Annotated in this window: 15 protein-coding genes; 6 read left to right on the top strand and 9 right to left on the bottom strand. The window is 60.2% G+C overall.

Annotation, left to right across the window (positions count from 1 at the left end; translation table 11 throughout):
- Window positions 1–155 precede the first annotated feature (155 nt).
- From Mgrana_RS06070 to Mgrana_RS06060, 5 genes are all read left to right on the top strand, one after another.
- Window positions 156–689, top strand: a complete 534-nt coding sequence (locus Mgrana_RS06070) for a response regulator transcription factor (RefSeq protein ID WP_119356712.1) — start codon at window positions 156–158, stop codon at window positions 687–689.
- An 83-nt stretch (window positions 690–772) separates the two neighbouring features.
- On the top strand, window positions 773–1,405 hold the full coding sequence (locus tag Mgrana_RS16695; protein WP_147021140.1) for a hypothetical protein: 633 nt from the start codon (window positions 773–775) through the stop codon (window positions 1,403–1,405).
- Window positions 1,402–2,031 carry a hypothetical protein gene (locus Mgrana_RS16690; RefSeq protein WP_147021139.1) on the top strand — a complete coding sequence of 210 codons (630 nt, stop codon included), beginning with the start codon at window positions 1,402–1,404 and terminating at the stop codon, window positions 2,029–2,031. Before Mgrana_RS16695 ends, Mgrana_RS16690 begins: the two co-directional genes overlap by 4 nt.
- Before the next feature lie 6 nt (window positions 2,032–2,037).
- On the top strand, window positions 2,038–2,937 hold the full coding sequence (locus Mgrana_RS06065; RefSeq protein WP_119356711.1) for an ABC transporter ATP-binding protein: 900 nt from the start codon (window positions 2,038–2,040) through the stop codon (window positions 2,935–2,937).
- Window positions 2,934–3,662 (top strand): ABC transporter permease, encoded by a 729-nt coding sequence (locus Mgrana_RS06060; RefSeq protein WP_119356710.1) that lies wholly within the window; start codon window positions 2,934–2,936, stop codon window positions 3,660–3,662. Before Mgrana_RS06065 ends, Mgrana_RS06060 begins: the two co-directional genes overlap by 4 nt.
- Window positions 3,663–3,677: 15 nt before the next feature.
- Here Mgrana_RS06060 and acs read toward each other — a convergent pair whose 3' ends face one another.
- The 9 genes from acs to Mgrana_RS06015 all read right to left on the bottom strand — a co-directional run bounded on the left by acs (window position 3,678) and on the right by Mgrana_RS06015 (window position 12,820).
- The gene (acs, locus tag Mgrana_RS06055; RefSeq protein WP_119356709.1) at window positions 3,678–5,627 is read right to left on the bottom strand and encodes an acetate--CoA ligase; all 1,950 of its coding nucleotides are present in this window, start codon (window positions 5,625–5,627) and stop codon (window positions 3,678–3,680) included.
- Between the two features lie 59 nt (window positions 5,628–5,686).
- Complete coding sequence (locus Mgrana_RS06050; RefSeq protein WP_119356708.1) at window positions 5,687–6,463, bottom strand: fumarylacetoacetate hydrolase family protein; 777 nt, start codon at window positions 6,461–6,463, stop codon at window positions 5,687–5,689.
- 43 nt (window positions 6,464–6,506) lie between these two features.
- Window positions 6,507–8,390 (bottom strand): ABC-F family ATP-binding cassette domain-containing protein, encoded by a 1,884-nt coding sequence (locus Mgrana_RS06045; protein ID WP_119356707.1) that lies wholly within the window; start codon window positions 8,388–8,390, stop codon window positions 6,507–6,509.
- Window positions 8,391–8,423: 33 nt separating this feature from the next.
- Window positions 8,424–8,864, bottom strand: a complete 441-nt coding sequence (locus Mgrana_RS06040) for a glycerol-3-phosphate acyltransferase (protein WP_119356706.1) — start codon at window positions 8,862–8,864, stop codon at window positions 8,424–8,426.
- 116 nt (window positions 8,865–8,980) lie between these two features.
- Complete coding sequence (locus Mgrana_RS06035) at window positions 8,981–9,337, bottom strand: DUF6992 family protein (protein WP_240631265.1); 357 nt, start codon at window positions 9,335–9,337, stop codon at window positions 8,981–8,983.
- Window positions 9,338–9,475, bottom strand: a complete 138-nt coding sequence (locus Mgrana_RS17355) for a DUF2256 domain-containing protein (RefSeq protein ID WP_119356705.1) — start codon at window positions 9,473–9,475, stop codon at window positions 9,338–9,340. It abuts the gene before it with no gap.
- Entirely contained in the window at window positions 9,472–10,779 is a 1,308-nt protein-coding gene (locus Mgrana_RS06025) for a cryptochrome/photolyase family protein (RefSeq protein ID WP_119356704.1), read from the bottom strand. The genes Mgrana_RS17355 and Mgrana_RS06025 overlap by 4 nt, the downstream gene beginning before the upstream one ends.
- A gap of 44 nt (window positions 10,780–10,823) precedes the next feature.
- Window positions 10,824–12,296, bottom strand: a complete 1,473-nt coding sequence (locus Mgrana_RS06020; protein WP_119356703.1) for a phytoene desaturase family protein — start codon at window positions 12,294–12,296, stop codon at window positions 10,824–10,826.
- 20 nt (window positions 12,297–12,316) lie between these two features.
- Window positions 12,317–12,820 carry a peroxiredoxin gene (locus Mgrana_RS06015; protein ID WP_119356702.1) on the bottom strand — a complete coding sequence of 168 codons (504 nt, stop codon included), beginning with the start codon at window positions 12,818–12,820 and terminating at the stop codon, window positions 12,317–12,319.
- 72 nt (window positions 12,821–12,892) lie between these two features.
- Between Mgrana_RS06015 and Mgrana_RS06010 the strand changes: the two genes are divergently transcribed.
- Window positions 12,893–13,381: a DinB family protein gene (locus Mgrana_RS06010; RefSeq protein ID WP_119356701.1), complete on the top strand. Its 489-nt coding sequence runs from the start codon at window positions 12,893–12,895 to the stop codon at window positions 13,379–13,381.
- The last annotated feature ends 72 nt before the right edge of the window (window positions 13,382–13,453 follow it).

Here is a 13,453-nt window from a genome sequence, read left to right as displayed (position 1 = left end):
ACCGCGCTTACGCCCCTTCGCAGGTTGGGGCGGCAACAGCGGTGCGATCACCGCCCACTGTTCGTCGCTCAGTCGAGTGTCGTCCACTCGCCTAACTTACAACTACTCCCCATTCTTGGACTACTTGGAATAATTTCCATGCTAAAATCTCCGCAATGGAGGGTTTGGCCAAAGTCTACAGCGGTGTGCTTACCCTCGAGCTTCATGGGCAGTCGCTGCTAGACAACCTACCTGTCACGCAATCCGTTCATCTCGTGATGGATGCGCCCTGGGGTTATGCGCTTTGGGGGCTACGAAGCTGGCCCCGGCCTGTTTTGGTGGTCACAGGTAACCCTTCGCCCCACTACTTACGTGATTTACTGGATTTGAGTCCCGATGGACTGGTTGCCGATCCAATTGGACCTAGCGAGTTGAAGGAAGCCTTGGTGCGGATTTCTCAGGGCCACCACTTCTACCATTTACCAAGGCTCGAGCCCGATCCGTTATGTCCACGGGAACGCGAAATTCTACGGTTGGCTGCACTGGGCAGCACCAATCGAGAAATAGCAGACGGTCTTGGCCTTCAGGCCAAGACCGTCGAAAACTATATGAATACCCTACTCGAAAAATTGGGATTAAGAATTCGGGCTCAGATACCTTTATATTATTTCGGATTGCTCGAAAGTTGCCAAAAATGGAGTGGAAAGTAGGAGAAACACCTATCTCAAGGCAGGAAATATTCTCTTGCGCATAGAGAAAATGGCCGGTACTCTGCGCGCAAGAGGAGGTCAAGATGTCAACGATATGCAACCGTCTCGTTCCAACCGATGACGAAGGCAAAATGGACATGAAAAAGCTTCATTTGAGGAGCGCTGCTAGTGAATATTTTTTAGCACAGGCTGAATTGGCTATAGCCGCATACAATTTGGAGCAATTCGGAGCTTCACGTGAAACTATAATCCATCTCAAAAGCACAAAGGAACATTTAAGTCGGGCGGTCAAAAACTACTCTAGAGCAATTTCACTTCTTCAACCCGAGAGGATTTCTCAAGATTCATTAGTATGGCTAAAGAATTTTGATTATGATCGATTTTATAAACAAGAAATTGGGAAAAGCATTTTATCAAACCGAGCGGATCTCTGGAATCTGATTGCAAACCACAATCAACAGGGAAATCCTGTCAGATCACTCTTGATTTTTCAAGATCAGTTAGTCTCTATCATCAATATTCTGGAAGAAGCCCTTACTCAAACGGATTCTCCCAGTTTAGTAAAGTTTGTTCGCAAAGTGCTGGGCAATTTCGCAGATTCCCAAGTCTTTAGTGTAATGCTGGCAGTTCTCAATGATGTAGAACCCCTTGATCAACACTGGGTGGCTAATAAGGAAGCAAGTTTGCGCGAGAAACTTGAAGAGGTGGAAGCATGAGCGCAATTTGTAACAAAGATCCCAACCCTAGGCCAGTACCAAATAGGAACCTGATCAATCCAACATCTGAAGGTGCCTCTTTGTCAGAAATCACAGAGTATGAAGTTGAGCAAGGATCGGCAGCCCTTGCCAACAGTTTGAGGTACATCTTTTCAGCAATTTCTGCCATAGAATTACATGTAACTCCAATGGTGCCTTCTTACTTTGAAGCAGCGCTAGAGTCTTGTCGAACTGCTATATATCACTACAAAATGGTGTCAAAAATTGATCCCAATCGTGGTTCTGACACAAAAGAACAGATTGCCATTCGCTCTCTTGATTTATCAAACGCGTTAGAACGCTGGAGCAAGCACTGGTTAATTCCCGATTTACTACATGTGGCACAAGAGTTAGAACTTGCTGCAAGCAGCGGCCAACCCGCCAAGCTACTAGAAGTATTCACTTCGAGGCTTCAAAATGCTACCGAGTACCTAGAAAAGCTTGTAACATCCCCAATAATTATGGACAACCGAACTCTTCAGTGGAATACTTGGGTAGTTACATCCTTGCTAGTGGAAACAATGATAGCTGGGCAGATGGTCGCAATTATCAATCGTGAAGCTCAAGAGAAAATGGAATCAATATGAAGTTTTATGGTCTCTATCCAAAATCTCTGGAAACAATATTCTCATAGCAAAGAGCCTGCTCTTCGGGCCATCAACCTTGAACTCCAAGGAGGCCGATTTTATGGCCTCCTTGGTCCTAATGGATCAGGGAAAACAACACTGTCCCGACTTTTAGTGGGGTTGCTTCGACCCACTAAGGGTTCAATTACCATCAACGGTATCCCCATCAACAATGGTGGAAAAGTTAGTGTCCCCATAGGGTATGTGCCTGAGGCTGTACCCTACTTTCCTGGCCTCACTGCAAAAGATTTGATTGAGTTTGCTCTGGTTACCCAGGGTTACTGGGGAGCAGCTTTGCATAAAGCGCGCAAAGAAGTGGTTGAATTGCTAGACATAACGGCGCTTGAACAAAAATTGATCTGGCATATGTCAGGGGGACAAGCGAAAATGACTCTGATTGCTGCGGCACTTTCTTTTAAACCAGCAATCTTAGTGTTGGATGAGCCCAATTCCGGTCTGGATTTTAAGAATCGTCGAAAGTTATGGTCAGTTCTAGGGGCTCTGAAAGGAAGTTATAAACCAACCATTCTGCTTGTTACTCACGATATTAAAGAAGTAGAATCTATCATTGACGAGGCCATAATCCTGAGGAAGGGTCGAGTGTTCACTCAAGGCTCTGTGCCTGATCTTAGGCGCAAGTACTCTCCCCTTCTGGTTTGTACGGTTATTACTGACCAAATAAGCCTGGATCAGACAGTTTGGCAGCAGGTTTCCTCAGGGCATTATCAACGATTAATTCCTGAGGAACTCACCAGCTCTATACTCCAAGAACTAGATATGGCTCTGAAAACAGGTGCAGCGGAGATATCAATAAGAGCGGCTTCTCTTGAGGAAGTGGTTTTCGCTCAGGAAAAAGTGGTGATATGAAGGTTTTTCTCGCTTTGGTCAAGGTGCGATTCTTGGGCATGACGATGAGCGACGGGCTGCTTTGGATGATCCTATCAGGGGTTTTGTTTCCCTTTATCCTTCTTTTCTTCGTGAGCAATCTAGTTCCCAACATCAGCAGTCAGGCCCGTGTGCTGGGTGGAGCAATTATCGCAAGTGTGGTGCTTAACTCCATATATCTCTTTGGTCAGGCATTTGCTGCGCAGCGCGCTCGAGGCGAGTATGAGGTATACGCCACCCTACCCATTAACAAACTGGTCTTTATCAGCGCAACGCTTGGTACTAGCCTAAGCGTGAACATTATCAGTGCCTTTTTGCTGTTGCTGATTGCAATTCTAGTCTTTGGCTTCAAAATCGAATTCACCCTATGGCTCATACCCATTCTTATTTTGGGCTCTTTTTCGGTAGCGGGTATCGGGCTTTTAGTGGGCATCTTAAGCCGAGGACCAGGAGAAGCCGCCGTCATCACCGGCATCCTTGTCTATGTACTCTCCTACGCAACCCCCATCTTTTACCCGATTTATAATCTACCCCCATTTCTACAGTACGTAGTGTGGGCGCTTCCAACCACCCATGTCTCAGGGCTTATCACGGCCTCTCTCAATGGAGCGCCCCTATCTATGCTTTCGGTAGCGATATTGGCCTTATGGGCGGCTGCTTTACTGGGATTTACAGCCTATAAACTGGACTGGCGTTTACGCCAATAGCCCCCAGCGCAACCCCTACTGTCCTTGCTTCAGCCGCTCCACCACACCCCGATCCTCGAGGGTGCTGGTATCCCCTTTGATCTCGGTCTCCCCTGCCGCAATCTGCCTTAGCAGCCGCCGCATGATTTTGCCCGAACGGGTTTTGGGTAGGGCATCCGTAAAGCGAATTTCATCCGGTCGGGCAATGGCCCCAATCGCCTTAACCACATGGGCTTTGAGCTCCTGGTTGAGTGCTTCCGAAGGGGTTTGACCGGTCTTTAGGGTTACAAAGGCCACAATTCCCTCACCCTTCAGAGGGTCCGGACGGCCCACCACTGCGCTCTCGGCCACCGCTGGATGGGCCACTAGAGCGCTCTCAACCTCCATGGTTCCCAGGCGGTGGCCCGAAACATTGAGCACATCATCCACCCGACCCACAATCAGGTAATAACCATCCCGATCCCGCCGGGCACCATCTCCAGTGAAGTAGAACCCCGGATACTGGCTGAAGTACTGCCGCTCGAAGCGCTCGGGATCACCCCAGACCGTGCGCAGCATTCCAGGCCAGGGTCGCCGCAGGATCAGGTTACCGCCCTCGTCTGGATTGGCCACAAGATTTCCCTGAGCATCCACGATGGCGGGCTCAACCCCAAAGAAGGGCTTTCCGGCGTGCCCTGGCTTCATCGCGTGAACCCCGGGCAGGGTGGTGATCATGATTCCGCCGGTCTCGGTCTGCCACCAGGTGTCCACGATGGGGCAGCGCTCTTGGCCGATAACGGTGTAGTACCAGATCCAGGCCTCAGGGTTGATGGGCTCGCCCACCGATCCCAGCAGCCGCAAGCTGCTCAGGTCGGCTTTGCGCGGCCAGTCATCCCCAGCTTTCATGAAGGCGCGAATGGCAGTGGGGGCGGTGTAAAGCACGCTCACCCGGTACTTGTCAATGACCTGCCAGATGCGCCCGGCGTCTGGCCAGTTGGGAGCCCCTTCGTACATCACGGTGGTGGCTCCGTTTAGCAAGGGGCCATAGACCACATAGCTGTGCCCAGTAACCCATCCCACATCGGCGGTGCAGAAATACACATCCTCTTCCCGCAGATCGAAAACATACTGAGTGGTGAGGTACACATAGGTCATGTACCCCCCGGTGGTGTGCATGACCCCCTTGGGTTTACCGGTGGAACCCGAGGTGTAGAGGATGAACAGGGGGTCTTCAGACTCGAGGGGTTCGGCCGGGCAGTCAGGAGCGGCCTTCGCCATCAGCTCGTGATACCAGAGGTCGCGCCCTCCCCGCATGGGCACATCCTGCCCCGTGCGCCGCACCACCACCACCTTCTGAATGGTCGGGGTATCCGCCAGGGCCTCATCGGCGTTGGCCTTAAGCGGCACCACCCCACCCCGACGGTACCCACCGTCCGCGGTGATCAGCAAGGTGGACTTGGCGTCGTTGATCCGCTCGGCCAGCGCCGAAGCCGAGAACCCTCCGAACACCACGCTGTGGATGGCCCCAATCCGCGCGCAAGCCAACATGGCGATGGCCGCCTCAGGGGTCATAGGGAGGTAGATCGTCACCCGGTCGCCCTTCTGCACCCCCAGGCCCTTCAAGACGTTGGCAAAGCGCGAGACCTCCGTGTGAAGCTCACGGTAGGTTAGGGTGCGGGAGTCCCCCGGCTCCCCCTCGAAGATCAAGGCGGTTTTATCGCCTCGAGCCGCCAGGTGGCGGTCCACGCAGTTATAGGCCAGGTTGGTCTGACCCCCCAGGAACCACTGGGCTTTGGGCGGGTTCCACTCGAGCACCCGCTGCCAGGGCTTGAACCAATGCAGCTCGCCGGCCACCCTAGCCCAGAAAGCCTCGGGAGCCCGGAGGCTCTCGGCGTACAGGGTTTCGTAGGCTTCAATGGAATTGAGGCGGGCCTTGGCCCGGAACTCCGGGCTGGGCTCAAACACCCGGTCTTCCTTCAGTATGGCTTCGATGCGTTCGCTGGACATGCGGCCTCCTTCTTCGTAGATGGGGCTATGCAGCAGGTCAACCGGGCCTTCCCGTAGGTTTACCCTTCAATCCGGGTATGCAGATCGCCGACGCCCTCCACCGCGACAATGACCCTATCCCCGCGCTTCAGCTCCCCGACCCCCTCGGGGGTACCGGTCAGCACCACATCGCCCGGCTCGAGGGTCATGAAGCTGCTGATATAGGAGAGCACCCTGGGCACGCTGAAGATCATCAATGAGGTGGGGGCCTCCTGCCGCAGCTCCCCGTTGACATAGGTGCGGACGGTGGTCTGGGTCGGGTCCAGATCGGTGACCAGCCAAGGACCCAGCGGGCAGAACTTGTCGCTGGACTTGGCCCGCACCCACTGGAGATCGGTTTTTTGCACATCTCGAGCGGTGACGTCTAGGGCGCAGGTATACCCCAAGACATACTCCAGGGCTGCGGCTTCCGCCACCTGGCGCATCTGCCTGCCGATCACTACCGCCAGCTCCCCCTCGTAGTGCAGCAGGTGGGTGAAGCTGGGGTAGGGCACGGCCTCCCCGGTGCGCTCCGGGGAGCTGGGGTTGGCGGGATCGGCCAGGGTATTGAGCCCCTTGAGAAACAGCCCCGGCTCCTTGGGCAAATCGTTGCCGAAGTCGTGGCCCATCTCCCGGATATGATCCAGATAATTGCGGCCCACGCAAACAATCTTGCTGGGGGTGGCAGGCGGGCGCAGCTGCACGCTCCCCAGGTCGAAGGTCGCCCCGGTGGGGTTGCCCCCTGGGCTATCGGTCTCGCGAATGGTCTCTCCCTCCAAAATGCCCCACTGGCCTTGGTTAAAACGCACGATATTCATGAGGGCAAGTATACCGCTTTGATCCCGGCAAAAGCGGGGAACCTCACTGCGCCTCGAGCTGCCCCAGCACCTCGGCCCAACGTTCAAACGCGGTCTCCAACTCAGCCCCGAGCCGCTCTTGCGCCTGGGCGATGCGGGCATACTCGGTGTGGTGCAATCCAGGCTGCTCAGCCTGGGCGTGAACCTCGGCAAGCCGGGCCTCCAGCTCGGCAATCGAGGCCTCCAAACGCTCCTTTTCTCGCTCGAGGTGCCACCGACCCTTAATCCGTTTGGGCGGGAACCCAGGCCCCGGAGCCGGTGCTGGCCCAGGGCTTGGCTCAGGGGATCCCTGGGCGGCCACGCGCTCCAGATACTCCTGGGGCGGGCCCGGATAATCGCTCAGCTCCCCCTCTCGCAGGTGCCAGGTGCGGGTGGCCAGACGGTCAAGGAAAAACAGGTCATGGGAGACCAAAAGGAGGGTGCCCTCGAACTCGAGCAGGGCCTTTTCCAGGGCCTCTACCGTCTCCAGGTCGAGGTGATTGGTCGGCTCGTCCAGCACCAACAAGTTGGCCTGCTGCAACGAAAGCGCGAGCAGGGCCAGGCGGGCTCGCTCCCCCCCAGATAGCTCCCGAACCCGCTTGAACTGAGCCTCATAAGGAAACTTCCAAGCCCCCAAGGCCGCATGGGCCTTCTCGCCCAGCATTCGGTACAGGGTCTCGAACAGGGTGAGTTCAGGCTCGAAGCCGCTCAATTTTTGGTCGTAGTAGCCGACCCGAACCCCAGGCCCCGTGCGCACCCGGCCCGCCGGGCGATCCGAGGGGGTCAGGCCCAACAGGGTGCGCAGCAAGGTGGTTTTTCCCGCCCCATTGGGGCCGATGAGCGCAATGCGCTCCCCCTTGCGCACAAGGAGGTTCTCGAGCGCAAACAACTTGCGCCCAGCCAGGCTTTTTTCTAGGCTCCACCCCTCCAAAACCCGCTCGGTGCTAAGTTCCCGTTCCAGAGGAAAGCGCACCCGTAGCCCCACGTCCTCGGCCATGGGGGAGTCTGGGGCCCCCTCCAAGAACTGCTCCATCCGGGCCTCGAGGCTGTGCATCCGCCGAGCATGCTTGGCTGAGCTGGGAGCCCAGCGCCGGGCCTGCTCGAGGATGTCTTCGCGGCGCTCCTTCTCCTTGACCCAGTTGGCGTACTCTCGGGCTTCTTGCTCCTCCTGCAGGGCCCGCTGCTGGCGAAACGCCGAGTAGTTGCCCTGGTAGAGCGTGAGCCGGCCCTGCCGCAGCCAGGCCACCCGCTGCGTCACCCGGTCCAAGAAGGCCCGGTCGTGCGAGACGGTCAGGGTAGCCCCGCCATATGCCCCCAGGAAGCCCTCGAGCCAGTCCACCATCTCCAGGTCGAGGTGGTTGGTCGGCTCATCCAGCAGCAGGGCATCCGCCCCCGAGAGCAACAGCGCCCCCAGGGCCAGACGGCGCAGTTCCCCCCCGGAGAGCACCGCGGCCTGCTCCTCCTCCCGTCCCTCGAAGCGCAGTCCCTTCAATACCGCCGCATAGCGCGCGCGGCGCTGATACCCCCCCACCGCCTCATAGCGCTGGTGCAGGCGCTCCCAGCGCTCGTAGGTGGGGGGGTCGTCCAGCCTCACCTCCAGCGCCGCGAGCTGTCGCTCCATGGCTTCAATCCGAGCAAACCCCGACTGCAGCACGCTCTTTACGGTTGCAGCCGGCTCGTATTGGGGGTCTTGGGGCAGCAGCTCGAGATAAACCCCTTCGAGCCGGGCGATGCGCCCCCGGCTTGGCTCCAGCGCACCGGTCAGGAGCCGCAGCAAGGTGGTCTTCCCCGAGCCGTTGGCCCCGACCAGGGCCAGCCGGTCGCCATGGCGCAGCTCGAGGTTCACCCCCTGCAGGAGGTCTCGAGTGCCCAGGGCATACTCCAGGTTTTCCGCCAATACGATCCGCACCCCGACCCCTCAACCTGGGAGATTGTACGAAACTCAGCCCCGCCCGGCCAATCGCAGCCCGCGCAAGGCCACCACCACACTCACCAGTAAAAAAGCCCAAAACCCCTTGGGGTGGCTCCACAAGGCCAGCAGCACATACAAGTACCCCACCACCGCACCTACCGGAATGGGATACCAGTACCGACGATGGGTGCGCCAAAAGCCCATCCAGTAAAGCCCCGCCACCACCGCCATCCCCATCCCCGCCAGGGCCCAGCTCGAGGCGGTATGGGTGCTTAGCCAGGCCACCAAGGCCCCCTTGGCCATATCCAGCAGGGCGACCGCCACCCCCCAGCCCGGACCGAGCTGACGAAAGGTGCCCGAAGCCCCCGGTGTATCCCGCTGGGACAGATCAAACCCCCGGAGCCGCCCGGCCAGCTGACCGAAGCTGAGCGAGCCGATCCCATAGGCAACGAGCAGCAGAACCAGGTCCATCAGGGTTCATGCTAGCAAACCGCACCCAAAGCCATCGCGCCCTTTACCGACGGGGCCGCCCACGGGTGCTTGGATTTCGAGTTTCCCGGCGGCCAGGGTTTCAGGACAAGGATTTCCTAAAGGAGCAGGGCATGGGTTAGATCCAAGCCCAACAGGAACAAGCCCTGAATCAGAATGGCTGCGCCAAAGCCCTTATACCTGGGGCCCGGACGGCGCAACAGCAGCAAGCCTATCAGCACATACACCCCGTCCAGCCCAACGTTAATCCACAGTATCCGCCGCAGAGCCGCAAGCTGGGGTTCCGGCCCCAGCAGGCCCAGCAAGGCAATCCCGGCATCCACCCAGGCCCATATCCCGCTCATCAGCCAAAAGGCCCGCCATCCCTCTGCCCGAGCCCCCCAAAGCCCGAGGATGGCCGCCCCCAGCCAAGGAAGCGCCCAGGACAACAACCACAGGGCCAGTCCCTCGCCCATTCAACCCCTGCGGCAGCGCTCAGAGCAGTAGCGCACCTGATCCCAGTTCCTGGCCCAGCGCTTGCGCCATTGAAAGGGCCGCCCGCACCTCGAGCAAACCTTGATCGGTAGCCGCTGCTTGAACCCCTCGAGCCTCATCGTGCCCCCTTGGCGATCCGCTGCGCCGCCTCGAGGTAGCGTCGCCGGGCGGCCTCGAGGTCCAATACCGGCGGCTTATAGGGCTCAGGGTTCCCCCCGGACTCCGGCACCCATTTGCGCAGCCACACCCCGCCGGGGTCGTGGGTTAGGGCCTGATGGGTCAGGTTGAAGACCCGAAAATAGGGCGCGGCATCCACCCCAAGCCCCCCAGCCCACTGCCAGCCTTGTAGGTTGGAGGCGTTGTCCCCATCCAGCAGGAGGTCCCGGAAGGCCCGTTCGGCCGGGCGCCAGTAAATCAAGGCCAGCTTGACCGCAAACTGAGCCAGCACCATCCGAGCCCGGTTGGAGACGAAGCCGGTGGCCTGCAGCTCGCGCATCCCCGCATCCACCACCGGAATCCCGGTCTGGCCCTGGAGCCAAGCCCCATAGAGCTCAGGGTCATCGGTCTGGGGAAGCCCTTCCCAACGCGGATCGAGGGCGGCCTCGAGCATTCGGGGATGGTGGTAGAGCAGATCCCCGCTGAAGTCCCGCCAGATCAGCTCATTCACCCACTTCTGCGCCCCCTCGCCGCCAAGCTGGAGGGCCTGGTGTACCGCCAAACGCGGCGAGAGCACCCCCAGGGTGAAGTAGGGCGAGAGCCTCGAGACCCCCGAGCCGTCCAGGAGATCGCGCGCGCGCGGGTAGGCTGCCAATCGGTCGCGCAGGAAGCCCTCGAGGACCCGCAAGGCCGAATCCTCCCCGGCGGGGGGGAGCGGGACTCCCGCCTCCTCCAGGGGAATCTCCCCCTGCGCAATCTCAGCCGGCAGGCTCAGGGCGGGGAAATGCTCTGGGGCAGGGAGCACGCGGCCCTGCTCGGCTTGCCACCAGCGTTTGGAATAGGGGGTGAACACCGTATAGGGTGCGCCGTCCGGCTTGAGCACTGTGCCCGGCTCCTGAACATACTGCCCCCCAAACCACCGAATGCGGCCTGGAAGGGCCTTCTCGAGCTGCCCATCTCGAAACCGGGCATAAGGGGTGGAGTTGCGCACGGCAAAAATGCCTTGGGCTCCCAGCTCATTCGCCAAGCGCGGCAACACCTCCCAGGGGGAACCGGTACGCACCAACAAGACCCCTCCTCGCTGGGCATAGGCTGTGCGCAAAGCCTGGGTATTGGCATAAAACCAGGCCCGGCGGCGGGGCGAGGTGGCCCCCAGGATCAACGGGTCGAGGACCACCACCCCCAGCACAGGCCCCTGCTGGAGGGCCGCCGTGAGGGCGGGGTGGTCGTGAAGGCGCAGATCGGCGCGGTGCCAAACCAGGTGCATGGCTTTGTTGTATCGGCAAACCGGCCCGGCGGGGCTAGCCTACCCTACAAAGGGGGGAGCGATTCCCCCAGCCGCGCCAAGGCCAGCCTGGCCACCCGCACCCCCCCCATCGCCACCGCCGGAACCGACTGCCCAGGAAACACGGTATCCCCCACCCGCAGCAGGTTGGGGAAAGGCGTGCGAGGCGAGGGCGTGCGCAGCGGGTGGGTCTGGGGGTATCCTCCTACCCAACCCTCGGCCCTCGAGGTGTAAAACGCAAAGGTGTGGGGGGTCGCGCCCAAGATGAGCCCTGCGGCCTCCCGAAATCCCGGAAGGAGCCGCTCGACCTGAGCCACTACCCGCTCCTGCCAGACTTCCTTTTGGGCGGCATACTCCTCTTTGGAAAGCCCCCGCCACAGGCCAAGGGGGGTGTGGGCCGAGGCCGATAAGACCCGCATTCCCGCCGGCCCCCTCGAGCGGTCCTCGGGCTCGCTCAGGCTGATGAAGACCCAGTCGCCGGCCCCAGCCCATTGGCGGTAGGGCGGCCCCGGTGGAATGAGCCCTGCCGGGACCGCAGCGTGAAGCATGAAAGCCCCCCAGCCATCCTGGGGCGGGGCCTGGGGTTTGAACACCGGGTGCAGGGCGGCCAGGTCAACGGGGGTTAGGTTGGCCAGGAAAAGATCGGCTTCCAGCCGCTCGCGCTCTCCCCTTCGGCGTCCACCCAGCTGTACCTCCACCGCCCTAACCCGTCCCCCCTCAACCACCAACCGCTCGGCACGGTGGCGGTACAACACCCGCCCACCGCACTGCTCCACCGCCTGGGCCAGGGTCTGGGCGATCGCTCCCATCCCGCCCTGGGGCATGGCCGGGCCACGGTGGGGCAGATCCAACGCCGCCGCCCCAAACAGGCCGTAGGTTTTGGCCGCATCGGCCTGGGAGGCAATGAGCAATTGGGCATCGAGAAAGCGGCGAAAGCTGGGGAGGTGGGGGGCATGGCTCGAGGTGGGCCGCAGGAAATCGGCCAGGATTCCCGGCAGATCGGGCCCGTTGTGCAGCAGCCAGGGCGAGGTCTTGCGCAGGAGCTGGAGGAATTCCCAGGCATCCGCAGGGGGAAAGGGCAGCCCCTCGGCCACCGACCACAGGGCTTCAGCTCGGCGCTCCTGCCACTTCCAGAAACCGCGCACCCTGGGGCCAAACGCCTCGAGCTGGGCCTCGAGTTCATGCGCCCGGCCTACCGGCCGGTCCACCCAGCGTCCCCCCGGCAGCCAGACCCGCATCAGGCCCTCCCCTTCTTCCAGCCGGCGCACGGGAAACCTCACCCCCAAGCCCTGCTCCAGCCGCGCAAAGACCCCCTTGGCCTCAAACCCAGCCAACAAGGTAGCACCCGCATCGAAGCGATACCCCTGGTGGAAAAAGGTACCCGCCGAGCCCCCGGGGTAGATATGGGCCTCCAGCACAGTGACCTCGAGCCCGGCTCGAGCCAGCAGCACAGCCGCGGTTAGGCCGCCCACCCCGGCCCCAATTACAATCGCCTTCATGCTTTTCAGGGGGTTCGGTCTTACTTACCCAGTTTGGAGCGGAGGTACTCGAGCACCGTATCCGCGTCCTTAAAGGGGTTCACCCCCCGCCAGACCCGCTCGATCCGGCCCTGCGGGTTGATCAACACCGTGTCTCGGTTGTAGAACCCGAACAGTCCGCCCACCTGGAACGCCTTGGCAATCCGGCCATCGCGGTCGGGCAACATTCCCCCCTTGAGGGCCAGTTGTTCGATAAACGCGCACTGCTCCGCCGCGGGATCGTGGCTCACCCCAAACACCGCCACCTTGAGCCGCTGGAACTCCGGGTAGAGCTCAGCGTACCGCTTGCCCTGAGCGGTGCAGCCGGGCGATTTGGCCTTGGGGTAAAACCACAGCAGAATGTACTCTCCGGCCGCCGTGAGCTGGGCAAAATCTACCGGTTTACCGTAGGAGTCCTGCACCTTGAGCAGCGGAGCAGGCTCCCCCTGGGCCAGCCCTCGAGCCCCCAGGGCCCCCAACATCAACACCGCAAACGCCAGTTTCATGGCCTCAGTATGGGACCAAGAGCCGTCCGCAGCTGTGGGCTGGGGTAAAAACCGGCGGGGTACAATGCCGTTATGAACCCTTATGTGAGCCGGATCCTGGAGCGGTTGGGCCCACGCGACCCCTTGGCGGTGCTACAGGAAACCCCCAGGCGCCTCGAGGCCCTCGCCCCCGCCCTGTACGCCCGCGCCGAACAAAGCTACAGCCCCGGCAAGTGGACCGCCCGGCAAATCCTCTGCCATCTGGCAGATACCGAGCTTGGGCTGGGGTTCCGGCTGCGGCAGATTGCCGCCGGGGTCGAGACCGTCCAAGCATTCGACCAAGAGGCCTGGGCCCAGCGCTACAGCGGGCTTTCCCTGGAGCTTGCCCTGCGCAGCTTCCTGGCCCTACGAAGCTGGAATCTGGCCTGGCTCCAGGGCCTCGACCGTGCCGTCTGGGGGCGCAGCTATCACCACCCTGAGCGCGGGCTCGAGAGCTTCGAGCTGGCGGTGCGCTTGTGGGCCGGGCACGATCTCAACCATCTGGAACAGCTCGAGCAGATCACCGCGCATCCCTCAGCCTAAATCTGCGTGAAACCCCCCTTCCAAGAGACTTTTTACCGTACTGCTCTGATAGAATCAAAGCACAAAGCGACT

It is taken from the genome of Meiothermus granaticius NBRC 107808 (assembly GCF_003574355.1).
Classification (GTDB): Bacteria; Deinococcota; Deinococci; order Deinococcales; family Thermaceae; genus Meiothermus; species Meiothermus granaticius.
This window is presented reverse-complemented; position numbering and strand designations above follow the sequence as displayed.